This window comes from Bradyrhizobium sp. USDA 4538 (assembly GCF_024171045.1).
In the GTDB taxonomy this organism is placed as follows: domain Bacteria; phylum Pseudomonadota; class Alphaproteobacteria; order Rhizobiales; family Xanthobacteraceae; genus Bradyrhizobium; species Bradyrhizobium australafricanum.
Window position 1 is genome coordinate 7,500,486 of record NZ_JALJZE010000001.1, and the last position, 21,717, is coordinate 7,522,202.

Here is a 21,717-nt window from a genome sequence, read left to right on the forward strand (position 1 = left end):
GATGAGCCAAAGCAGCCTCACTGACGTCGACTGGAGCAAGATCCCGGCGCCGACGGATGACGGCGGCGCGGCGCACCTCGTCGGCATGACGATCCCGCCGGTCAGGCTGCGCGCCACCGACGACACCGCGGTGGCGCTGTCGGCGCTCAAGGGCCGCACCGTGGTGTTCGCCTATCCGCGAACCGGCGAGCCCGGCAAGATCGGGCTGGTCGACGATTGGGACATGATCCCGGGCGCCCGCGGCTGCACGCCGCAGACCTGCGCGTTCCGCGACCTGTTCGCCGAGCTGAAGGCGGCCGGCGCTGCCCAGGTGTTCGGGCTGTCGACGCAAAGCAACGCGTACCAGACCGAGATGGCCTCGCGCCTGCATCTGCCGTTTCCGGTGCTGTCCGACGAAGCGCTGGAACTGACGCACACGCTGAAGTTGCCGACGATGTCGGTGGCGGGGCTGATCCTGATCAAGCGGCTCGCCCTTGTGATCGACGATGCGCGCATCAGCCACGTGTTCTATCCGGTGTTCCCGCCCGACCGGAACGCCGGAGACGTGCTGGAATGGCTGAAGGCCAATCCGCGGACGGACTAGAGCAATATGAAGTCATGGGGTCGTTGCAGGGGGCGCTGCCAAAATATCGAGAACAACCCCATGCAAAGTAGCCGGCGGCGGCCGGCGTTCACCCAGGCAACTTGACACGTCGGGCAATTCAGGGGTATTTTCTATTATTCCGAAGTCGCGCGAGCGTCCTGTAGCATTTGCATGCTTTGGATAGCGGTTCGCAAAGCGGATACCGGAAGGGGCGCTAGCCGAGCTCCTTGCGCACGGTCGCGAACACCTTGCGGAACATATCGGTCGTCAACACGCCGGTGTTCGTGTTGTAGCGCGAGCAGTGGTAGCTGTCGTAGAGCTTGAATTTGCCCGCACTATGCACGGCACCGTGCACAAAGGGCGCGGCAGCCAAACGAACATCCAGTGCCTTGAGAGTCGATTCGTGGGCGATTCGCCCGAGCAGCACGATCGCGCGCAGCTTCGGCATCGCGGCGATGGTGGCGCGGAGGAATTGCCGGCAGGTGTTGATCTCGGCCGGCAGCGGCTTGTTCTGCGGCGGCACGCAGCGCACCGCATTGCTGATCCGGGCGTCGACCAGCTTCAGCCCGTCGTCCGGCCGCGCCTGATAGACGCCGCTGGCAAAACCATATTCGAGCAAGGTCGCGTAGAGCAGATCACCGGCGTAGTCGCCGGTGAAGGGACGGCCGGTGCGGTTGGCGCCCTGCAGGCCCGGCGCGAGGCCCACGATCAACAACCGCGCATTCGGATCGCCGAACGATTCCACCGGCGAGTTGAACCAGTCCGGATGCAGTGCGCGCGCCTGCGCGCGGAAGTCGGCCAGCCTGACACAAAGCTGACAGTTGCTGTCGGGGCGCGTAGCAGCAGCGACGAGATTACTCGTCGAAATCGTCATCGGCTCCCCGTGGGGCCATGGTGGTCGCGCGCTGCAGGAATTGCGGGGAGTGGTGGCGCGGTTCGCGCGGGGCCGGGCGTTCGGACGGATCACGGCCAAGCTTGGATTGCAACTCGACGAGGTCGGTGAAGACGTCGGCCTGGCGGCGCAACTCGTCGGCGATCATCGGCGGCTGGCTGGCGATGGTGGAGATGACCGTGACGCGAACGCCGCGGCGCTGCACTGCTTCCACCAGCGAACGGAAGTCGCCATCGCCGGAGAACAGAATCATCTGGTCGATGTGCTCGGCGAGTTCCATGGCATCGACGGCGAGCTCGATGTCCATGTTGCCCTTCACCTTGCGGCGGCCGCTGGCGTCGATGAATTCCTTGGTCGCCTTGGTGACGACGGTGTAGCCGTTGTAATCGAGCCAGTCGATCAACGGGCGGATCGACGAATACTCCTGATCCTCGATGATCGCCGTGTAGTAGAACGCACGGAGCAGGGTGCCGCGACTCTGGAACTCCTTGAGGAGGCGCTTGTAGTCGATGTCGAAGCCCAGCGTCTTTGCGGTGGCGTAAAGATTCGCTCCGTCGATGAAGAGCGCGATCTTGTTGGAAACAGGTGACGACATCAAAGTGTTCTCGCGTGGTTGTTAGTGTTCTTAGCGCGGCGGTGATCAACCGCGCGCAATTTCCGGCGTTGCTGCCTAAAGTTCTGTGAATCTTTCCCCACGACAGTCACCACCGCAATTATGGTGAGGCGAGGGCAAAAGCCTAGACCCTTGACATTGCAATGAAGAGATTTACTCGCCTGGAACAGCAACCTGGCCATGTCGTCAGACGCTCCGGCCCTTCTGGCCCCCGTCAGACCGGGTTATCAGAGCCTGTTCGGAAGGCAAATCACAAATTTTACCTTGCGAAACGGGGGCTAGCCCTATAACTAACCCTCATAACCTACATGTTCGGTCCCTTTTACCACGGAGCGCCTCGAGATGGCTCGCGTCACCGTCGAAGATTGCATTGACAAGGTCGACAATCGTTTCGACCTCGTCCTGTTGGCCGCGCATCGCGCCCGGATGATCTCCTCGGGGTCGCAACTCACGGTTGATCGCGACAACGACAAGAATCCGGTCGTCTCGCTGCGCGAGATTGCCGATTCGACGATCTCGCCGGAAGACCTGAAAGAGGAACTCGTTCACTCCCTGCAGAAGTTCGTCGAGGTCGACGAGCCCGAGCCCGACACCGTGCCGCTGATCGGTTCCGCCGGTGCCAGCGTCGACGCCGACGACACCGAGGTCGCGGTCGAGCGGATGACCGAGGAAGAGCTGCTGAAGGGCCTCGAGGGTCTGGCGCCCCCTGAGGAGCAGCCCGAGGAAGACGAGTAAGCTTGCCGTCGTTTCGAACAGGTTTGCCGAAGGCCCGGACATTGCTCCGGGCCTTTGCTTTTGTTGACAATTTTGCTGTTACGGTGCGTCCTACGCGGACGCGGGAAATTGAATGGTTCCAGGGCCCGCGCGGGGTGCTGCTTCATTGGAAAGCGCACTAGATTGAGGAAAGGTGGGACGTTCCGGTCCCGCGCGAGAGGCAGCGAGTCCATGGCGTATCGACGCCGCAGTTCCATCCAGATGCAGGCTGCAACCGAAACGGTCGCGGTGGCGCCGACGTCGTCCACGGCGGAGAGGCCGGCCAAGCCGCGGACGCGAATGATGCGACAATATGACCTTGTCGAGCGCGTCCGCTCCTACAACCCCGACACCAACGAAGACCTGCTCAACCGCGCCTATGTCTACGCCATGAAGGCGCACGGCACGCAGACCCGTGCTTCCGGCGATCCCTATTTCTCGCATCCGCTCGAGGTCGCCGCGATCCTCACCAACCTCAAGCTCGACGACGCCACGATCGTGGCGGCGCTGCTGCACGACACGATCGAGGACACCGAGGCGACGCGGGCCGAGATCGACAATGTGTTCGGCCACGAGATTGGCGCGCTGGTCGAAGGCCTGACCAAGCTGAAGCGGCTGGAACTGGTGTCGCGCGAGGCCAAGCAGGCCGAGAATTTGCGCAAGCTGCTGCTTGCGATCGCCGACGACGTCCGCGTGCTGCTGATCAAGCTCGCCGACCGGCTGCACAACATGCGCACGCTGGAATTCGTGCCGCCGGCCTCGCGCCGCCGCATCGCCGAGGAGACGCTGGATATCTATGCGCCGCTGGCCGGTCGCATGGGTATGCACGAGATGCGCGAGGAACTCGAGGACCTGTCGTTCTTCGTGCTCGATCCAGAGGCCTATGCGGTGGTCAAGCAGCGGCTCGACTCGCTGGCCGAGCGCAACCGCAATTTGATCGGCGAGATCGAAACCCAGCTCTCCAAGAACCTGCAGAAGAACGGCATCACCGCGCGGGTGTTCGGCCGCCGCAAGCAGCCGTTTTCGATCTGGACCAAGATGGAGCGCAAGTCGGTCGGCTTCGAGCAGCTGTCCGATATCTACGGCTTCCGCATCATCCTCGACGATGTCGGCGCCTGCTACCGCGCGCTCGGCATCGTCCACACCACCTGGCCGGTGGTGCCGGGCCGCTTCAAGGACTACATCTCGACCCCGAAGCAGAACGACTACCGCTCGATCCACACCACGGTGATCGGGCCGGGCAAGCAGCGCGTCGAGCTGCAGATCCGCACCGAGGACATGAACCAGATCGCCGAGTTCGGTATCGCCGCGCATGCCTTCTACAAGGAGGGCGCGGGCTCGCCGCACGAGCGGCTGAAGCACGAGTCCAACGCCTTCGCCTGGCTGCGCCACACCATCGGCATCCTCTCGGAAAGCGCCAATCCGGAAGAATTCCTCGAGCACACCAAGCTCGAGCTGTTCCACGACCAGGTGTTCTGCTTCACGCCGAAAGGCAAGCTGATCGCGCTGCCGCGCAACGCCAACGTGATCGATTTCGCCTATGCCGTGCACACCGGCGTCGGCAACAGCGCGGTCGGCTGCAAGATCAACGGCAAGTTCGCGCCGCTGTCCTCCGAGCTGCAGAATGGCGACGAGGTCGAGGTGCTGACCTCGAAGGCACAGTCGGCGCCGCCGTCGGCCTGGGAAGCGCTCGCCCGCACCGGCAAGGCGCGCGCCGCGATCCGCCGTGCCACCCGCGACGCGGTGCGCGACCAATATGCCGGCCTCGGCCGCCGCATCGTCGACCGCCTGTTTGCCCGCGCCAAGATCGAATACGCCGACGACAAGCTGAAGGGCGCGTTGCCGCGGCTCGCGCGCGGCTCGATCGAGGACGTGATGGCCTCGGTCGGGCGCGGCGAGATCAAGGCCTCCGACGTCGCGCGCGCGATGTATCCCGATTACAAGGAAGAGCGGCTGGTGCGCTATGGCGCCAAGAAGGGTCTCGCCGCCAAGCTGAAGACGCAGAACCCGCCGCATCCGGCGCGCGCCACCTCGGTGATCCCGGTGCGCGGCATCAATTCCGACCTGCCGGTGAAGTTCGCGCCGAACGGCGGTGCGGTGCCGGGCGATCGGATCGTCGGCATCGTCACGCCGGGCGAGGGGATCACGATCTATCCGATCCAGTCGCCGGCGCTGAAGGATTTCGAGGAGGAGCCGGAGCGCTGGCTCGACGTGCGCTGGGATATCGACGAAACCATGCCGCAGCGCTTCCCGGCCCGCATCCTGGTCCACAATGTCAACGAGCCCGGCAGCCTCGCCCAGATCGCGACCGTGATCGCCGAGCACGACGGCAATATCGACAACATCCACATGTCGCGCCAATCGCCTGACTTCACGGAGCTGACCATCGATCTTGAGGTCTATGACCTCAAGCATCTCAGCGCTATCATCGCCCAGTTGCGCGCCAAGGCCGTCGTCGCTCGGGTCGAGCGCGTCAATGGGTAACGTCTCGTCGTTGCCGGGCTTGACCCGGCAACCCATCTTTCCAAAAGGATGGATGCGCGGGTCAAGCCCGCGCATGACGGGCTAGATTGCAGGTCAAAGAGATGTCCAAAACTCCGCCGCTGCGTCTCGGTATCAATGTTGATCACGTCGCCACCCTGCGCAACGCGCGGGGCGGAGCGCGGCCCGATCCGGTGCGGCTGGCGCTTGCCGCGATCGCGGCCGGCGCCGACGGCATCACCGCGCATTTGCGCGAGGATCGCCGCCACATCCGCGATGAGGACATGGCGCGGCTCAAGGCCGAGATCTCCAAGCCGCTGAATTTCGAGATGGCGGCGACCGACGATATGCTGCGGATCTCGCTCGCCACCAAGCCGCACGCGGTTTGCCTGGTGCCGGAACGGCGCCAGGAGCTCACCACCGAAGGCGGCCTCGACGTGGTCGGCCAGCACAACGCGCTGGCGCCGTTCATCGCGCGGCTGGGTGACGCCGGCATCCGCGTCTCGCTGTTCATTGCCGCCGATCCCAGGCAGATCGAGATGGCCGCGAAGCTGAAGGCGCCGGTGATCGAGATCCACACCGGCGGCTGGTGCGACGCCGTGGTCGACGGCCACCAGGACAAGGCGGAGGCCGAATGGAAGCGCATCGTTGCCGGCGCCAAGCTCGCGCAGGCGGCCGGGCTCGAGGTCCATGCCGGCCACGGGCTCGATTATGACACCGCGGAGACGATTTCCGCGCTGCCCGAAATCCGGGAGTTGAACATCGGTTATTTCATGATGGGCGAGGCACTGTTCGTCGGCATCGCCGGGACGGTGCGTGAGATGCGTGCGGCGATGGACCGCGGCCGCGCCAGGGCGCAGGGTGGCGTCAGCGCATGATCATCGGCATCGGCTCCGACCTGATCGACATCACCCGGGTGGCCAAGGTGATCGAGCGCCATGGCGAGCGCTTCCTCGACCGCATCTTCACCGATGCCGAGCGCGCTAAGGCGATGCGCCGTGCCAACAACGAGAAGATGGTGGTCGCAACCTACGCCAAGCGCTTTGCCGCCAAGGAAGCCTGCTCCAAGGCGCTCGGCACCGGTATCCGGCGCGGGGTGTGGTGGAAGGACATGGGCGTCGTGAACCTGCCTGGCGGGCGGCCGTCGATGCGGCTGACCGGCGGGGCGCTGGCCCGGCTGCAGGAACTGACGCCCGAGGGCATGCAGGCGCAGATCGACCTTTCGATCACCGACGATTGGCCGTTGGCCCAGGCCTTCGTCATAATTTCGGCGGTCGCCCCCGCCAGATGATCCCGCGGTGCCGGATTCTGCCGGAAAACTTCAGCAAACTAAAAAATCATTGATATTTCAATGAATTGCGAAGTTTTGAGGCGGCGATTGATTGCGCCCCTGCGAACAACCGTCTAAAACGCCGCAGGGTTATATCGAGCGAGACGCTGATTCCGGGTTTAGGCCGGAATTTGCCCTCAAGATCAGAATCAAGGCCATTTTCCTCACGCGAAGGCCGAACGCTTCGCGCGAAGAGAACGTTCTGCCACCGCGTGGACATCAGTCCACGGGAATTGAGAAAGCAATGAGCGTGACCACCGGGACCAAATCTGAAAGCGGCTTGGGCGAGACCATCCGCGTCGTCATCCATGCTCTTCTGATCGCGCTCGTCATCCGGACCTTCCTGTTCCAGCCGTTCAACATCCCCTCCGGGTCGATGAAGGCGACGCTCCTGGTCGGCGACTACCTGTTCGTCTCGAAATATTCCTATGGCTACAGCCACTATTCGATCCCGTTCTCGCCGAACATTTTCTCGGGCCGCATCTTCGGTTCGGAGCCGAACCGCGGCGACATCGTGGTGTTTCGCCTGCCGCGGGATGACTCCACCGACTACATCAAGCGCGTCATCGGGCTGCCCGGCGACCGCATCGAGGTGAAGAGCGGGCTGCTCTACATCAACGATGAGCCGATCAAGCGGGAGCGGCTGAGCGATTTCGTCGGCGAGGATCCCTGCGGCTCGGCGGATGCGACCGCCCGCGTCAAGCGCTGGAAGGAGACGCTGCCGAACGGCGTCAGCTATGAGACGCTGGACTGCACCGACAACAGCTACATGGACAACACCATCGTCTACACCGTTCCGCCCGGGCATTTCTTCATGATGGGCGACAACCGCGACAACTCCACCGACAGCCGCTTCCTGTCGCAGGTCGGCTACGTGCCGTTCGAGAACATCATCGGGCGAGCCCAGATGATCTTCTTCTCGATCGCCGAGGGCGAGCAGGCCTGGATGATCTGGCGCTGGCCGCTTGCCGTGCGGTGGAATCGCCTATTCTCTATCGTGCGATGAACGACGATACCGCATCCATCAACGATCCAGCGCCGACCGGCGAGCCGAGCCAGACGCCTGCCGCCGACGGCACAGCCGCGCCGAAGAAGCGGCGCAGCAAGGCGGCCAAGGCCGCTGAGGAGAAGGCCGCGATCGCGGGCACCGAGGCGCGGATCGGGTACACGTTCCAGGATCCTGCGCTGCTGACCACTGCGTTCACCCACGTGTCCGCGCTGAAGCCCGCCACCCGCAACCGCGCCGACAGCTACCAGCGGCTCGAGTTCCTCGGCGACCATGTGCTCGGGCTGATCGTATCGGACATGCTGTTCCGGTCGTTCCCCAAGGCCGACGAGGGCGAATTGTCGAAGCGGCTCGCCGACCTCGTGCGCAAGGAGAGCTGCGCCGACGTCGCCAAGGCGCTCGGGCTGCTCGAGGACATCAAGCTCGGCATGGTGAAGGCGGTCGAGGGCGCCCGGTTGCGCAAGTCCGTGCTCGGCGATATCTGCGAAGCGGTGATCGGGGCGATCTTTCTCGACGGCGGCTACGAGGCCGCGCGCCAGTTCGTCGAGCGCAACTGGACCGAACGGATGCACAAGCTGCGCCGGCCGCTGCGCGATCCCAAGACCGTGTTGCAGGAATGGGCACAGGGCAAGGGGCTGCCGACGCCGGTCTATCGCGAGGTCGAACGCACCGGCCCGCATCACGATCCACAATTCCGCGTTGCGGTCGACCTGCCGGGCCTGGCCTCCGCCGAGGGCCTCGGTGGCAACAAGCGCGCGGCCGAGAAGGCGGCGGCATCCGCGATGATCGAGCGCGAAGGCGTCGGCACCAATGACTGACGAGGCCAAAGGGCAAGGGGACGCGACGCGCTGTGGCTTCGTCGCGCTGATCGGTGCGCCCAATGTCGGCAAGTCGACGCTGGTCAACGCGCTGGTGGGCTCCAAGGTCACGATCGTCTCGCGCAAGGTGCAGACCACGCGCGCGCTGATCCGCGGCATCGTGATCGAAGGCAACGCGCAGATCATCCTTGTCGACACGCCCGGCATCTTCGCGCCGCGGCGCCGGCTTGACCGCGCCATGGTGTCGACCGCCTGGAGCGGCGCGCACGACGCCGATCTCGTCTGCGTGCTGCTCGATGCGAAGTCGGGCCTCGACGAAGAGGCCAACGCGATCCTGGCCAAGCTCGAAACCGTCGCCCATCCGAAGATCCTGGTGCTGAATAAGGTCGATCTCGTGCAGCGCGAGAAGCTGCTGGCGCTGGCGCAGGCCGCCAACGAGCGGATGCGCTTCGAGCACACCTTCATGATTTCGGCGCTATCCGGCGACGGCGTTGCCGATTTGCGCCAGACGCTCGCCAAGCTGGTGCCGGCGGGGCCGTTCCTCTATCCCGAGGACCAGATGTCGGATGCGCCGATGCGGCATCTGGCGGCCGAGATCACGCGCGAGAAGATCTACAGCCATCTGCATCAGGAACTGCCGTACCAGTCGACGGTCGAGACCGACAGCTGGACCGACCGCAAGGACAAGTCGATCCGCATCGAGCAGACGATTTTTGTTGAGCGCGAGAGCCAGCGCAAGATCGTGCTCGGCAAGGGCGGCGCCACCATCAAGTCGATCGGCGCGCAGGCGCGTGCCGAGATCGCCGAGATCATGGGCGTCCCCGTGCATCTGTTCCTGTTCGTCAAGGTGCGCGAGAACTGGGGTGACGATCCCGACCGCTACAAGGAAATGGGACTGGAATTCCCCAAGGAATAAGAGTCGACGCTTGCATGAACGTGCCCAGAAACGTGCTGTGGTTTGAGGTTCTGCTCTATCTGTCGCTGACGCTGGATGCGCTGTCGGTGGCGTTCCAGGACCGCACGCCGACCGTCCTGAAGACCGAGCAGGTGATCATGGGCGAGACCCTGACGGCCGGCTGCATGATCCTGCTCCTGATGTATTTCGTCCGGCTTGCCGCGCAGCACCGCAAGAACTGGCCGCGCTGGGCGCTGCTCGCGGTGCTTGTCTTGTCGTTGATGTCCCTGGTGCAGGTCATCAGCGCAAGGGGCATGGAGATCGACAGCGCCATCGAGGTGGTGTCGTGCATCCTGACCACGGCCGGGCTGTATTATTCCTTCACCGGCGACGCGCGAGGCTGGTTCAACGCGTAGCGGCACCCACCGTCATTCCGGGGCGATGCGAAGCATCGAACCCGGAATCTCGAGATTCCGGGTTCGCGTCTTCGACGCGCCCCGGAATGACGCGTCGGATAGCTGCGTTCGTCAGCAAAATGCTGCTAGACTCCGCACATGGAATGGACCGACGAAGGCATCGTGCTGGGTGTGCGGCGGCATGGCGAATCCTCCGCCATCGTCGAGCTGTTGACGCGCGAGCACGGCCGCCATCTCGGCCTGGTGCGCGGCGGCGCCAACTCGCGGATGCGGCCGCTGCTGCAGCCCGGCAACAGCGTCACCGCGGTATGGCGGGCGCGGCTCGACGAGCATCTCGGCATGTATGCGCTGGAAGGCACGCGACTGCGCGCTGCGACGCTGCTCGGCTCGTCGCATGCGGTCTATGGTGTCACGCATCTGGCGGCGCTGGCCCGGCTGCTGCCGGAGCGCGATCCGCACGAGGACATCTACGAGATGCTGGAGGGGACGCTCGACGATTTCGAGGACGCAGGCGTTGCCGCCGTGCACCTGATCCGGTTCGAGCTCGCGATGCTGACCGAGCTCGGCTTCGGGCTCGACCTGGAAAACTGCGCAGCCACCGGGGAGACCACCGACCTGATCTACGTGTCGCCGAAATCCGGCGGCGCGGTGTCGCGCGCCGCCGGCGAGCCATGGCGCGACCGGCTGTTGCCGCTGCCGGCGTTCCTGCGCGAAGGCGAGGGCGGCGCCAACAGCTGGTCGGACCAGGACCTGCTCGACGGCTTCCAGATCACCGGCCTGTTCTTGCTCCGCCACGTGCTGGAGCCCCGCGGCCAGGGCCATTCCGACGCCCGCGACGGATTTATCAACGCCGTGACGAGGCGACGGGGCCGGAGCGCGGTTCCGTAAGGCCGATTCGGGCCTTAAATTCCCGCTGATTCGCGGCTTGCCCGATTCAGCGTCAAGGTTTAACGCCTCCCCATGGGAAAACGACAGATACCGCCGGAAGAGCCGGCCGAAATTCACGAGGTGCCGCTGCGTGATGCGCTCGAGGAGCGCTATCTCGCCTATGCGCTCTCGACCATCATGCACCGCGCGCTGCCGGACGCCCGCGACGGGTTGAAGCCGGTGCATCGGCGCATCCTCTACGGCATGGACCTGCTCGGGCTCGACCCGCGCGCCGCGTTCAAGAAGTCGGCCAAGATCGTCGGCGACGTGATGGGCTCGTTCCATCCGCATGGCGACCAGGCGATCTATGACGCCATGGTGCGCCTGGCGCAGGATTTCTCCTCGCGCTACCCGCTGGTCGACGGCCAGGGCAATTTCGGCAATATCGACGGCGACAACCCGGCCGCCTACCGCTACACCGAAGCGCGCATGACCGAGGTCGCGCGCCTCTTGCTCGAAGGCATCGACGAGGACGGCGTCGAGTTTCGTCTCAACTATGACGGCCAGTCGAAAGAGCCGGTGGTGCTGCCGGGCGGCTTCCCGAACCTGCTCGCCAACGGCGCGCAGGGCATCGCGGTCGGCATGGCGACCTCGATCCCGCCGCACAACGCCGCCGAACTCTGCGACGCCGCGCTGCATCTGATCGAGAAGCCCGACGCCAAGTCGAAGGCGCTGCTGAAATGGGTCAAGGGCCCGGACTTCCCGACCGGCGGCATCGTCGTTGATTCGAAGGAAGCGATCGTCGAGGCCTACACCACGGGGCGCGGCTCGTTCCGCACCCGTTCGCGCTGGATCCAGGAGGAGGGCGCCCGCGGCACCTGGGTGGTCGTCGTCACCGAGATTCCGTGGCTGGTGCAGAAGTCGCGGATCGTCGAGAAGATCGCCGAACTCATCAACGAGAAGAAGCTGCCGCTGGTCGCCGACGTCCGTGACGAGTCGGCCGAGGACGTCCGGCTCGTGATCGAGCCGAAATCGCGCACCGTCGATCCGGCACTGATGATGGAGTCGCTGTTCCGGCTGACCGAGCTGGAAAGCAAGATCTCGCTGAACCTCAACGTGCTGATCAAGGGCCGCATCCCCAAGGTGGTCGGCCTTGCCGAGTGCCTGCGTGAATGGCTCGACCACCTGCGCGACGTGCTGGTCCGCCGGACCAAATTCCGCAAGACCCAGATCGAGCACCGCCTGGAAGTGCTGGGCGGCCACCTCGTCGCCTATCTGAACCTCGACAAGGTGATCAAGATCATCCGGACCGAGGACGAGCCGAAGCCGGTCTTGATGAAGACCTTCAAGCTCACGGAGATCCAGGCCGATGCCATCCTCAACATGCGCCTGCGCAATCTGCGCCGCCTGGAGGAGATGGAGATCCGCACCGAGGACAAAGATCTTCGCAAGGAGCTGAAGGGCATCGAGGGCCTGCTCGGTTCCGAGACGGAGCAATGGGCCAAGGTCAGCGATCAGGTGCGCAAGGTCCGCGATATCTTCGGGCCGAAGACGCCGCTCGGCAAGCGCCGCACCACCTTCGCCGATGCGCCCGAGCATGACCTCGCCGCGATCGAGGAAGCGCTGGTCGAGCGCGAGCCGTGCACCGTCGTGATATCAGAGAAGGGCTGGGTGCGGACGCTGAAGGGCCATGTCGAGGATCTCTCGGGGCTTGCCTTCAAGACCGACGACAAGCTCGAGCACTCGTTCTTTGCCGAGACCACCTCGAAGCTGTTGCTGTTCGCCACCAACGGCAAGTTCTACTCGCTCGACGTGGCAAAGCTGCCGGGCGGCCGCGGCCATGGCGAGCCGATCCGCATGTTCATCGACCTCGAGCAGGACGCCGCGATCATCTCGCTGTTCGTCAACAAGGGCGAACGCAAGTTCCTGATCGCGAGCAGCGAGGGGCAGGGTTTTGTCGTCAAGGAAGAGGACTGCGTCGGCAACACCCGCAAGGGCAAGCAGGTGCTCAACGTCGAGATGCCGAACGAGGCCCGCGCGATCACGACTGTGAGCGGCGACACCGTTGCGGTGATCGGCACCAACCACAAGATGGTGCTGTTCGGCCTCGACCAGGTGCCGGAGATGGCGCGCGGCCGCGGCGTGCGCCTGCAGAAATACACCAGCGCGTCGCTGTCTGACGTTGCGGTGTTCGACGCCAAGGCCGGCCTGAGCTGGAAGGATTCCGCCGGCCGCGAGCACAGCATGACCATGAAGGAACTGGCCGACTGGCGCGGCAACCGCGCCGACGCCGGCCGGCTCGCCCACGGCCTGCCGAAGTCGAACAAGTTCAATCGCGGCGTGGAGTAACGGTGTTGTAGCCCGGATGAAGCGAAGCGAAATCCGGGAGCTCGCGCCGGATCACCAGTGATCCCGGATTGCGCTGCGCTCCATCCGGGCTACGGGGGCTCAGTGCGCGGTGTGATAGTATCCACATTTCACCGCGCTATAACCGTCGCCGACGACATCGGGCGACGGTTGCCATGGCGCACAATCACGACCACGACCACAGCGGTCATTCTCACGGACATGCCGGGCATTCCCATGCCGGGCACAGCCACGCGCCCGACAGTTTCGGCACGGCCTTTGCGGTCGGCGCGTCGCTGAACACCGCTTTCGTCGTCGCGGAGCTGATCTTCGGCTATTCCGCCAACTCGTTGGCGCTGGTCTCCGACGCGGTTCACAATCTCTCCGACGTCATCGCGCTGCTGTTGGCCTGGGGCGGGGCATGGCTCGCCGGCAGGCGACCGACCGATACTCACACCTATGGCTACCGTCGCGCCTCGATCCTGGCGGCGCTGTTCAATGCCGGGCTGCTCCTGATCGCGGTCGGCGGCATCGCGGTCGAGGCGATCAACCGCTTGCGCGAGCCGGCCGAGGTCGCAAGCTGGACCGTGGTCTGGGTCGCGGCGCTCGGCATCCTGATCAATGGCGGCACCGCGCTGCTGTTCATGCGCGGCCGCGACAGCGACCTCAACGTCCGCGGCGCCTATCTGCACATGGCGGCGGATGCCGGCGTCTCGCTCGGCGTCGTGATCGCCGCGCTCTTGATCATGGCGACCGGTTGGCAGTGGCTGGATCCGGCGATCAGCCTGGTCATCGCGGTGGTGGTGCTGCTGAGCGGCTGGGAGCTTGCCCGCGACAGCGTCAACCTCGCGCTCGACGCGGTGCCGAAGGGGATCGATCTCAAGCAGGTGAGGGACTACCTCGCCGCGCTCGAGGGCGTCACCGAGGTGCACGACCTGCACATCTGGGCGATGAGCACCAGCGAGACCGCGCTGACCGCGCATCTGGTGCGGCCCGGCGGACACGATGATGTCTTCCTGCATCACGTCTGCGCCGAGCTCTCGGAGCGCTTCAGCATCCACCACGCGACGCTGCAGGTCGAGATCAGCAGCGAGACCTGCCGGCTGGCGCCGGCGGAAATGGTCTAGCCTAGGCAGCCGCGATCCACTCGCATTCAATTGATCGCTCGACCCATGTCCACGTCTTCCACGGGCGGCGACGACACGGCACATTGCGACCACGCGAATGGCCGGCGTGATCAACGGAGGGCGACGTGAAGAGGGCAATCGGTCTTGCAATGTTGTTCTTCGCCGTGGGCGCGCTGCCGCATGCGGACGCCGAGCCGGCGAAACCAGGCGTCGAGAAGCTCTACATCCTCAACTGCGGTGAAGGCGTTGCAGGCGACATTTCACGCTGGTCGCCCGGCGTCAACGAAGGCAAGTCGATGGACTTCGTCGACAATTGCTACCTGATCAAGCATGCCCAGGGCTGGTTCCTGTGGGACACCGGGATTCCCGACGCGGTGGCGGCAATGCCGAACGGCCTTGCGCCGGCCGACCCCAAGGCGGTCACCTGGCGGCGGCCGAAGACGCTCGCCGCGCAGCTCGACCAGCTCGGCGTCAAGCCGTCGGACATCAAGGCGATCGCCGTGTCGCACACCCATCCCGATCACATCGGCAATGTCGAGCTGTTCCCGGCCGCGATGCTGTATGTGCAGAAGGCGGAATATGAATGGCCGGGCGCCAACAACGCGCCGCGCTTCAAGCCCGAGCATCCAGTGACGAAGCTCGAAGGCGACCGCGACGTGTTCGGCGACGGCAGCGTCACCATCCTGTCGACGCCGGGCCATACGCCCGGCCACCAGTCGCTGCTGGTGAAGCTGCCGAAGACCGGCGCGATCGTGCTGACCGGCGATGCCGTTCACTTCGGGGATAATTGGGACAATCGGCGCGCGCCGAGCATGAACGCCAGCAAGGAGCAGACGCTGGCCTCGATGCAGAAGATCGCCGATACGCTGACGAAAGAGAAGGCGCAGCTCTGGATCAACCACGACAAGGCGCAGCGCGACGGGCTGAAAATGTCGCCGGAGTTCTACGACTGAGCCGCCTTGGCGGCGTTCGCTTTCGACCAGTTTCGAAAAATCTGCGCGGTCTGATCGTCCATCGGAAAGAAGCTTTCGATGCGCAGTTCCTGCAGCGTGACGTCCTGCGGCGTCCCCAGCGTCGCGATCGTGGTGAACAATTGCAGGCTGACGTCGCCCTTGCGGAACAGCATCGGCAGCACCGGTCCGGATGCGGGCCCTGCCGGCGCGGCCAACGCGGCCTCGACACCGTCATAGGCCAGCAGGCGCTTGAGCAATTCCGCCGTCGCGGCGGTGCCGTCGGCGGCGGCATCGGCCTCGACGCTGCGGACGAAGTAGCCGGCAACCTCGGTCCAGTTGGTGAGATAGGGGCGCAGCACGCCGGGCGCGACCAGTGCGTCGGCGAGATTGACCGCCGTGCCTGGCGCCAGCGGCCCGACCAGGAATTCCACCAGTTGGCTTGCGCCTGCATTGGCGAGCAGCAGATTCCAGTGCCGGTCGACCACGACCGCCGGGAAGGGCTCCTGCTGTGCCAGGATGAAATCGAGCGCGTAGCGGATCTGGGCGAGCTCCGGCGCGGCGAGGTCGGTTTGCCGCCAGACCGGCGCGAAGCCGGCTGCGACCAAGAGTGCGTTCTGCTGGCGCAACGGCACGTCGAGCGCCGCGGCAAGCCGGATCACCATGTCGCGGCTCGGAGCGGCGCGGCCGAGCTCGAGGAAGCTGAGATGGCGCTGGGAGATATCCGCGCGCCCGGCGAGCTCGAGTTGCGAGTGGCCCTTGCGCTGCCGCCACCAGCGCAGGCTGGCCGAAAAATCGCGCTGCTGCGACATGAATACCTGTGAAGTAGTTGCCGGAATGATCTCGCCGGGCAAGATGCCACAAACGAACCGAAAACGCATGGGGATCGGGATGGGCGAGTGGATCGGCGTTGCGATTGCACTGGTCTCGAGCTGCCTCGGCGGCACCGCCGCGGCGATCACGCGTTATCTGGCGGGCAATGCCGACCCGATCACGCTGGCGATCCTGCGCTGGGCGATCGGCTTTCTCTGCGTGCTACCGGCCGCGGTCCTGCTCGGCGCGAAGTGGCCGCGACGCGCGGATTGGCCGGCGGTCGCGGCGCTCGGCGTCGCCTTCTTCGGCGTGTTCTTCGTGCTCTATAATCTCGCGATGTCCTACACGACGGCGGCGCGCGCCAGCCTGGCGCTGGCGACCTTGCCGCTCTCCACCATGGTGGTCGGCGCCATGCTCGGCATCGAGCCGCTGACGATGCGCAAATCGATCGGGGTCTCGATCGCGGTGCTCGGCGTGGCGGCGGCGCTGGCATCCGGGCTGGCGGCGGCGCCAGTCGGTGCATGGCGCGGCGAACTGATCATGGCCGCCGCGGTGCTCTGCATGGCCTTCTACAACGTGCTGTCGCGGCCGTTCATCCGCCGCTCCAGCGCGCTCGGTTTCCTTGCCGTCGGCATGGGCGCCGGCGCGGCGGCGCTGGTGGCGGTGGGATCGTTCACTGACAGTCTGGCGACAATGCGCGAGTTCGGCACGTCGCAATGGATCGCGGGACTCTATCTCGGCATAGCCGGCGGCGCGCTGGCTTTCATCCTGTGGGTGCTGGCGCTCGAGCGGGCCTCGCCGACCCGCGTCGCCAACACCATGACGGTCAATCCGATCGCTGCCGGGCTGCTTGCGAAGCAATTGGTCGGCGAGCCGATCACGGCCAATCTGGTCGTCGGCCTGATCGCGGTCTTCGCCGGGATCTGGATCGCGACCTCGGAAACCAAATCGGGCTGATCAGCTGCGCGGGGCGGCAGGCGTGGCCGCCGGCGGGGCAGGCGAGTGTGTCGGCTTCAGCGTGCCGGCGTAGAACGACAGGACGAACACCAGGATGAGACCGACAAGATAGACCCCATAGGATTGCGGCGGGGTGATCGCCCATTGCATGAGGCGTCGGATCGGGTTTGGCGGGCCAGCGTCGTTGTCCATGCGCTGTTGTGCGCGAAGGGGTGGACAAAAGGAAGCGGAATCGGCGCCATTCGGCGGCCGTGTTCCGCGCGAAATGGTGAGGCGGGCGGCCTTGCAATGCCGCATTGGCGTTCGCATCTGTCACGCGACCACCAACCCTTCCTCCCGCACCAATTGCCCGGCATAATCCAGCTTATGGAACTGACGCCCCGTTTGCGCCTCATGAATTGGCTGGTCCGCCAGGGTCTGACGGGCCTGCCGGAAAACGACCTGCTGCGCGGTTTCTGCGAGCGCTGCCGGGCGGCCGGCATGCCGCTGTCGCGGGCAATCGTCTTCATCGATACGCTGCATCCGATCTTCGAGGGACGCGGTTTCCGCTGGAACGACGGCGAGAGCAACGAGGCCGACATCTTCGAATACGGCTCGACCAGCACCGGCGAAGCCAGCCAGACCTGGCGGCGGTCGGCCTTCTATCACATGCTCGAAAACGGCCATGACGAGATAGTGATTGATCTCGCCGACACCTCGCACGATTTCTCGATGATCGGCGAGCTGGCCGAGAAGGGCCACAAGCATTTCGCCGCCTTCGTGCATCGCTTCGGCGAGGCCGGCACGATCGGCGAGATGGACTGCTTCTACTCCTACTACACCACCCGCCATTCGGATGGGTTCGACGAGAACCACATGGCGGCGTTGCGCGACCTGGTGCCGGTGCTCGGGCTCGCGATCAAATCGGCCGCCCAGGTCGAGATCGCCCGCACGCTCGGACGGGTCTATCTCGGCCGTGACACCGCGGAGCAGGTGCTGCGCGGGCGCATGCAGCGCGGCATCACCGAGAAGATCAAGGCCGTGCTGTGGTACTCCGACGTGCGCGGCTCCACCGCGATCAGCGAACGGATCGGCCCGGACGAGATCATTCCGTTCCTCAACGATTATGCGCAGGCCTCGATCGACGCGATCCATGACGCCGGCGGCGAGGTGCTGAAGCTGATCGGCGACGGCGTGCTGGCGATGTTCACCGGAGAGAACGTGGCAGGCGCCAAGCGAGCGGCGCTGCGGGCCGAGCACAGATTCCGGCATAACATCCGCGTGCTGAACGATCGCCGCGAGAACGAGGGCCGGCCGACCACCACGGCCTATGTCGGGCTCCATGTCGGCCAGGTGTTCTACGGCAATATCGGCAGCGAGGACCGGCTGGATTTCACGGTGGTCGGGCCCGCCGTCAACGAGGTCAGCCGGATCGCATCGATGTGCGCCTCGGTCGACCGCGAACTATTGACCTCGACCGATTTCCGCACCGGGCTCGACGTCGCCGGCCGCAACTATCTGGTCTCCACCGGCCGCTTCGTGCTGCGCGGCATCGGCCATGCACAGGATCTATACACGCTGGATCCGGCGATTGCCGCCGACGAGGTCGTCGGCGGCAAATACGAGCGGTACCTGGCGAGCTAGACCTTCCCGTCATTGCGAGGAGCGAAGCGACGAAGCAATCCATCCCTCCGCAAGTGGAGACATGGATTGCTTCGCTTCGCTCGCAATGACGTGGGTGGAGAGTCCGTTCAGCACCGCGCGGGTTCGCCGACCATGTCGGGCTGGCGCGTCAGCGACACCGCGGGCGACATCAGGATCACCAGCGCCTGGGCGGCGAAGATCGCGGCCGCGAGATAGAGGCAGGCTTCGGCGCCGTAGAGGCCGCCGACGACCGCGCCGAGCGCGGAGCCGAGCGGGCGCGCGCCGTAGCTCATGATGTTGATCGCCGAGACGCGCCCGAGCAGCGAGGGCGGCGTCACCGACTGCCGCAGCGTGGTGGTCGAGATCACCCACAGGATCGGGCCGACGCCGAGCAGGAAGAAGCTGAGGCCCGCGAGCAGCGGCGTCGCAATCCAGGTCGTCAGCGCCATCACGGCCGCGGCGACGAAGCCGGTGACCGGGCCGAGCCCGATCACGGTGCCGAACGCCAGCCGCTTCATCACGCGGGTCGCGAACAGCGCACCGACCACCATGCCGACGCCGTACATCGCAAGCGTGGTGCCGACGCCGGTGGCGCTGAGCCCGAGATGGCGCACCGCATAGGGCACGAACACGGCGAGCAGCAGGAACGACGCGGTGTTGAAGATGAACTGGGTAATGAACACCGGCCGCAGCAAGGCGTGGTGCATCACGAAGGCCGCGCCTTCCTTGATGTCCTGCAACGGATGGCGCCGCGGGGCAGGCTGCCGCGCCGGCTCGTAGATGCCGGCGAGCAGCACGACCGCGATCGCCGACAATGCCGCGGCGAAGCCGAATGCGGGCGCGGCCCCGACCCAGCCGACCAGCACGCCGCCGAGCGCGGGGCCGCTGGCGAACGCGACGGTACGCGCGAGCTCGATGCGGGCGTTCGCCGCCGGCAATTGCTGTGACGTCACCAGCGAAGGGACCAGCGCCGGCGCAGCGACGCTGTAGGCGACCGTGCCGCAGACCGCGATGAAGCCGAGCAAAGCGAGCAGCGGCAGCGTCATCAGGCCGAGCCACAAGAGCAGCAGGATCGCGGCAAGCGCGGCCGCGCGCAGCGCTTCGGAGCCCGCCATCACCCAGCGCCGCGACACGCGGTCGGCGAGCAGGCCGGCGGGAATCGCAAACAGGATGAAGGGCAGCGTCAGCGCGGTCTGCAACAGGCCGGTCTGGCCTTCGCCGACGCCGAGCAGCAGCACGGCGACGATCGGCGCAGCCGCAAGCGCAATCTGTTCGGCCGATTGCGCGGCGAGGTTGGACCAGGCCAGGCGGTTGAAGGTGGCCGGCAGACGAGGCGTATCGGCAGACATGACGGAATCCTTGATCATTCGACTGCCCATAGTGTGTGGTTGGAAGAGGCCCGATCCCACCCGTTTCCCGATAACGCCAAAAGCAGAAGCCCGCCGAAGGGGATCGACGGGCTCTTCCAGAGTCAGACTTGGCTGAAAGCCGTCACTGCGGTTTGGGAGCAGGCGCCAGTTGGCCCGTAATGGTGCCGACCAGCGCGGTTGGCGCGCTTTCGATGCCCACCGTCGGTGTTTCGGCGACCTCGGCCTTGCGCTGCGCCAGCGCGCTGGTCAGGCTGGTGAGCGCGTCGGCTCCGGCCGGGAAGCCGGCCTCCGAGAGGATCTTGTCGATCATCGGCTTGAATGCCGAGACCGACAGCAATTGCGCGGCGAGGCCGTCGCCGAGCCCGAGGCCGCCATTGCCGTTGGCGTGGCCGTTGGCGCCGCCGCGGCCGAGCATGCTGCCGGTGTCGAAGATCCGGATGTCGGAGATCTTCTCGATCGGCTTCACCGCCTCGGCGAGAGCGCTCGGGATCACGTTGATCCGCGCGAGGTTGAGATCGTAGGCGATCATGTCGGCGCTCAGTCTGTTGCGCGCCTCCGCCTTCATGGTCGCGACCTCGGCTTCGGCCTGGCCGAGCGCCTTGACGCCGGCAGCGCGGGTGGTGGCAGCCGCCGCATCGGCCTTGGCCAGCACGTTGGTGGCTTCCGCCTTGTTGGCGGCGGCCTGGCGTTCGGCCTCGGCCATCACCGTGATCGGCATCGCGTCGGTCTCGGCCGCCTTGCGCGCCGCGATCACGTTGATGATCTTGTCGCGCTCGGCGATCTCGGTGGCGCGGGCGGTGGTGACCTTTTCCTCGGCGGCGATCGCGACGGCACGCGCGGTCTCGGCGATGGTCTGGGCTTCCGACTGCTCCTTGCTCTTGGCCGCGACCGCGATCGCGCTTTCCTGCGCCACGATCTGAAGGTCGCGCTCCATCTCGGTGTTGCGGCGCTTGACCGCGAGATCGGCCTCGATCTTGCGGGTGTCGCGGGCCTGGTTGGCCTCGGTCTGCTTGTTGGCGACCGCGAGCTCCTGCTGGATGCGGTATTCGGCCTCGTTCTGCAGCGCGGTCTGTTCGACCTGCGCCGTCTGCGCGCGCATCGCGGCGGTCTTGTTGGCGATGTCGCGCTGCTGGGCGAGCTCGGCCTCGCGTTTGGTGCTTTCGATCGTCAGCGTGGTCTGCCGCGCCACCAGGTCCTGCTGGGCGATGTTGACCTCGGTGGTGCGGACGATCTGGTTGCGCTCCTGCTCACGCTCCTTGGTGATCTTGGTCAGCGTGGTGAGACCATGCGCATCGAAGAAATTGCTCGGGTTGAAGTGCTTGATGTCGCTCTGGTCGAGCTTCGTCAGCGACACCGATTCAAGCTCGAGACCGTTGTTCTGGATGTCGGCGCCGACCGCGTCCTGCACCGCCTTGACGAAGGTGGCGCGCTGCTCCTGCAATTCCTCGAGGTTCATGGTCGCGGCGACCGAGCGCAGGCCATCGACGAACTTGGCCTCGACCAGCTCGCGCAGCTCGGCCGCGTCATTGGTGCGGTTGCCGAGCGTCTGCGCGGCGAGCGCGATCGACGACGAGTCGGGTTTGACCCGCAGGTAGAACTCGGCGCCGATGTCGACGCGCATGCGGTCCTTGGTGATCAGCGAGTCCGGGCCGCCGCGCGCGACCTCGAGCCGTAGCGTTTTCAGGTTCACCGCGGCGGTGGAGTGGAAGATCGGCAGCACGAGCGAGCCGCCGTCGAGCACCACCTTCTGGCCGCCGAGGCCGGTGCGGACATAGGCCTCGTCGCGCGTCGAGCGTTTGTAGAGCTTTGCGAACAGGAGACCGATAACGAGGATGACGATGACGCCAATAACGACGGGTACAGCAAGTTCCCACATG

Annotated in this window: 21 protein-coding genes; 15 read left to right on the top strand and 6 right to left on the bottom strand. The window is 65.5% G+C overall.

Translation table 11 applies throughout. The features are described 5' to 3' along the window. Position 1: 1 nt before the first annotated feature. The gene (locus J2R78_RS34355) at positions 2-583 is read left to right on the top strand and encodes a peroxiredoxin (protein ID WP_253608387.1); all 582 of its coding nucleotides are present in this window, start codon (positions 2-4) and stop codon (positions 581-583) included. Between the two features lie 214 nt (positions 584-797). On the opposite strand, the gene J2R78_RS34360 is transcribed toward J2R78_RS34355, so the two are convergent. Both J2R78_RS34360 and J2R78_RS34365 read right to left on the bottom strand, forming a co-directional pair. After that, positions 798-1,457: a uracil-DNA glycosylase gene (locus tag J2R78_RS34360; protein WP_076834401.1), complete on the bottom strand. Its 660-nt coding sequence runs from the start codon at positions 1,455-1,457 to the stop codon at positions 798-800. After that, complete coding sequence (locus tag J2R78_RS34365) at positions 1,438-2,070, bottom strand: NYN domain-containing protein (protein ID WP_016844002.1); 633 nt, start codon at positions 2,068-2,070, stop codon at positions 1,438-1,440. The genes J2R78_RS34360 and J2R78_RS34365 overlap by 20 nt, the downstream gene beginning before the upstream one ends. A 360-nt stretch (positions 2,071-2,430) precedes the next feature. On the opposite strand from J2R78_RS34365, the gene rpoZ reads away from it, so the two are divergent. From rpoZ to J2R78_RS34425, 12 genes are all read left to right on the top strand, one after another. After that, positions 2,431-2,823, top strand: coding sequence for a DNA-directed RNA polymerase subunit omega (gene rpoZ, locus J2R78_RS34370; protein ID WP_016844003.1), 393 nt, complete (start codon positions 2,431-2,433; stop codon positions 2,821-2,823). 210 nt (positions 2,824-3,033) lie between these two features. Next, on the top strand, positions 3,034-5,325 hold the full coding sequence (locus tag J2R78_RS34375; RefSeq protein ID WP_057020754.1) for a bifunctional (p)ppGpp synthetase/guanosine-3',5'-bis(diphosphate) 3'-pyrophosphohydrolase: 2,292 nt from the start codon (positions 3,034-3,036) through the stop codon (positions 5,323-5,325). A gap of 101 nt (positions 5,326-5,426) precedes the next feature. Beyond that, entirely contained in the window at positions 5,427-6,200 is a 774-nt protein-coding gene (locus J2R78_RS34380) for a pyridoxine 5'-phosphate synthase (RefSeq protein WP_253608388.1), read from the top strand. Then, on the top strand, positions 6,197-6,613 hold the full coding sequence (acpS, locus tag J2R78_RS34385; RefSeq protein ID WP_021078359.1) for a holo-ACP synthase: 417 nt from the start codon (positions 6,197-6,199) through the stop codon (positions 6,611-6,613). The genes J2R78_RS34380 and acpS overlap by 4 nt, the downstream gene beginning before the upstream one ends. 283 nt (positions 6,614-6,896) lie before the next feature. Further along, positions 6,897-7,658 (top strand): signal peptidase I, encoded by a 762-nt coding sequence (gene lepB / locus J2R78_RS34390; RefSeq protein WP_028333840.1) that lies wholly within the window; start codon positions 6,897-6,899, stop codon positions 7,656-7,658. Beyond that, positions 7,655-8,476: a ribonuclease III gene (rnc, locus tag J2R78_RS34395; RefSeq protein WP_057020752.1), complete on the top strand. Its 822-nt coding sequence runs from the start codon at positions 7,655-7,657 to the stop codon at positions 8,474-8,476. The genes lepB and rnc overlap by 4 nt, the downstream gene beginning before the upstream one ends. Then, positions 8,469-9,392 (top strand): GTPase Era, encoded by a 924-nt coding sequence (gene era / locus J2R78_RS34400; RefSeq protein ID WP_016844010.1) that lies wholly within the window; start codon positions 8,469-8,471, stop codon positions 9,390-9,392. The genes rnc and era overlap by 8 nt, the downstream gene beginning before the upstream one ends. Before the next feature lie 14 nt (positions 9,393-9,406). After that, complete coding sequence (locus J2R78_RS34405) at positions 9,407-9,787, top strand: hypothetical protein (RefSeq protein ID WP_253608389.1); 381 nt, start codon at positions 9,407-9,409, stop codon at positions 9,785-9,787. A 138-nt stretch (positions 9,788-9,925) separates the two neighbouring features. Then, positions 9,926-10,675: a DNA repair protein RecO gene (gene recO, locus J2R78_RS34410; protein ID WP_253608390.1), complete on the top strand. Its 750-nt coding sequence runs from the start codon at positions 9,926-9,928 to the stop codon at positions 10,673-10,675. Positions 10,676-10,747: 72 nt separating this feature from the next. Next, positions 10,748-13,003 (top strand): DNA topoisomerase IV subunit A, encoded by a 2,256-nt coding sequence (parC, locus tag J2R78_RS34415; RefSeq protein WP_253608391.1) that lies wholly within the window; start codon positions 10,748-10,750, stop codon positions 13,001-13,003. Positions 13,004-13,176: 173 nt separating this feature from the next. After that, on the top strand, positions 13,177-14,127 hold the full coding sequence (locus J2R78_RS34420; RefSeq protein WP_253608392.1) for a cation diffusion facilitator family transporter: 951 nt from the start codon (positions 13,177-13,179) through the stop codon (positions 14,125-14,127). A gap of 149 nt (positions 14,128-14,276) precedes the next feature. Then, a complete protein-coding gene (locus J2R78_RS34425) occupies positions 14,277-15,080 on the top strand; it encodes an N-acyl homoserine lactonase family protein (protein ID WP_253609998.1) in 804 nt (267 codons plus the stop codon). Here the strand turns inward: J2R78_RS34425 and J2R78_RS34430 are convergent. Beyond that, complete coding sequence (locus J2R78_RS34430; protein WP_253608393.1) at positions 15,071-15,889, bottom strand: helix-turn-helix domain-containing protein; 819 nt, start codon at positions 15,887-15,889, stop codon at positions 15,071-15,073. The two genes, J2R78_RS34425 and J2R78_RS34430, sit on opposite strands and share 10 nt — an antisense overlap. A gap of 79 nt (positions 15,890-15,968) precedes the next feature. Between J2R78_RS34430 and J2R78_RS34435 the strand changes: the two genes are divergently transcribed. Beyond that, positions 15,969-16,847 (top strand): DMT family transporter, encoded by an 879-nt coding sequence (locus tag J2R78_RS34435; protein ID WP_253608394.1) that lies wholly within the window; start codon positions 15,969-15,971, stop codon positions 16,845-16,847. Here the strand turns inward: J2R78_RS34435 and J2R78_RS34440 are convergent, their stop codons facing one another. Beyond that, a complete protein-coding gene (locus tag J2R78_RS34440) occupies positions 16,848-17,039 on the bottom strand; it encodes a hypothetical protein (protein ID WP_028333848.1) in 192 nt (63 codons plus the stop codon). It lies immediately after the preceding gene. 174 nt (positions 17,040-17,213) lie between these two features. On the opposite strand from J2R78_RS34440, the gene J2R78_RS34445 reads away from it, so the two are divergent. After that, a complete protein-coding gene (locus J2R78_RS34445; RefSeq protein WP_253608395.1) occupies positions 17,214-18,470 on the top strand; it encodes an adenylate/guanylate cyclase domain-containing protein in 1,257 nt (418 codons plus the stop codon). A gap of 107 nt (positions 18,471-18,577) precedes the next feature. Here the strand turns inward: J2R78_RS34445 and J2R78_RS34450 are convergent, their stop codons facing one another. Both J2R78_RS34450 and J2R78_RS34455 read right to left on the bottom strand, forming a co-directional pair. Beyond that, on the bottom strand, positions 18,578-19,819 hold the full coding sequence (locus J2R78_RS34450) for an MFS transporter (RefSeq protein WP_057020872.1): 1,242 nt from the start codon (positions 19,817-19,819) through the stop codon (positions 18,578-18,580). Between the two features lie 142 nt (positions 19,820-19,961). Beyond that, the gene (locus J2R78_RS34455; RefSeq protein WP_092078048.1) at positions 19,962-21,716 is read right to left on the bottom strand and encodes a flotillin family protein; all 1,755 of its coding nucleotides are present in this window, start codon (positions 21,714-21,716) and stop codon (positions 19,962-19,964) included. Between the last annotated feature and the right edge of the window lies 1 nt (position 21,717).

Bases quoted from the DNA above. Each gene is read 5' to 3' on its own strand.
- J2R78_RS34440 (WP_028333848.1), bottom strand. From the start codon at position 17,039: ATGGACAACGACGCTGGCCCGCCAAACCCGATCCGACGCCTCATGCAA.
- recO (WP_253608390.1), top strand. From the start codon at position 9,926: ATGGAATGGACCGACGAAGGCATCGTGCTGGGTGTGCGGCGGCATGGC.
- acpS (WP_021078359.1), top strand. From the start codon at position 6,197: ATGATCATCGGCATCGGCTCCGACCTGATCGACATCACCCGGGTGGCC.
- J2R78_RS34450 (WP_057020872.1), bottom strand. From the start codon at position 19,819: ATGTCTGCCGATACGCCTCGTCTGCCGGCCACCTTCAACCGCCTGGCC.
- J2R78_RS34445 (WP_253608395.1), top strand. From the start codon at position 17,214: ATGGAACTGACGCCCCGTTTGCGCCTCATGAATTGGCTGGTCCGCCAG.
- J2R78_RS34360 (WP_076834401.1), bottom strand. From the start codon at position 1,457: ATGACGATTTCGACGAGTAATCTCGTCGCTGCTGCTACGCGCCCCGAC.
- era (WP_016844010.1), top strand. From the start codon at position 8,469: ATGACTGACGAGGCCAAAGGGCAAGGGGACGCGACGCGCTGTGGCTTC.
- J2R78_RS34420 (WP_253608392.1), top strand. From the start codon at position 13,177: ATGGCGCACAATCACGACCACGACCACAGCGGTCATTCTCACGGACAT.
- J2R78_RS34455 (WP_092078048.1), bottom strand. From the start codon at position 21,716: ATGTGGGAACTTGCTGTACCCGTCGTTATTGGCGTCATCGTCATCCTC.
- J2R78_RS34380 (WP_253608388.1), top strand. From the start codon at position 5,427: ATGTCCAAAACTCCGCCGCTGCGTCTCGGTATCAATGTTGATCACGTC.
- rpoZ (WP_016844003.1), top strand. From the start codon at position 2,431: ATGGCTCGCGTCACCGTCGAAGATTGCATTGACAAGGTCGACAATCGT.
- rnc (WP_057020752.1), top strand. From the start codon at position 7,655: ATGAACGACGATACCGCATCCATCAACGATCCAGCGCCGACCGGCGAG.
- J2R78_RS34355 (WP_253608387.1), top strand. From the start codon at position 2: ATGAGCCAAAGCAGCCTCACTGACGTCGACTGGAGCAAGATCCCGGCG.
- J2R78_RS34365 (WP_016844002.1), bottom strand. From the start codon at position 2,070: ATGTCGTCACCTGTTTCCAACAAGATCGCGCTCTTCATCGACGGAGCG.
- J2R78_RS34430 (WP_253608393.1), bottom strand. From the start codon at position 15,889: ATGTCGCAGCAGCGCGATTTTTCGGCCAGCCTGCGCTGGTGGCGGCAG.
- J2R78_RS34435 (WP_253608394.1), top strand. From the start codon at position 15,969: ATGGGCGAGTGGATCGGCGTTGCGATTGCACTGGTCTCGAGCTGCCTC.
- J2R78_RS34375 (WP_057020754.1), top strand. From the start codon at position 3,034: ATGGCGTATCGACGCCGCAGTTCCATCCAGATGCAGGCTGCAACCGAA.
- parC (WP_253608391.1), top strand. From the start codon at position 10,748: ATGGGAAAACGACAGATACCGCCGGAAGAGCCGGCCGAAATTCACGAG.
- lepB (WP_028333840.1), top strand. From the start codon at position 6,897: ATGAGCGTGACCACCGGGACCAAATCTGAAAGCGGCTTGGGCGAGACC.
- J2R78_RS34425 (WP_253609998.1), top strand. From the start codon at position 14,277: ATGTTGTTCTTCGCCGTGGGCGCGCTGCCGCATGCGGACGCCGAGCCG.
- J2R78_RS34405 (WP_253608389.1), top strand. From the start codon at position 9,407: ATGAACGTGCCCAGAAACGTGCTGTGGTTTGAGGTTCTGCTCTATCTG.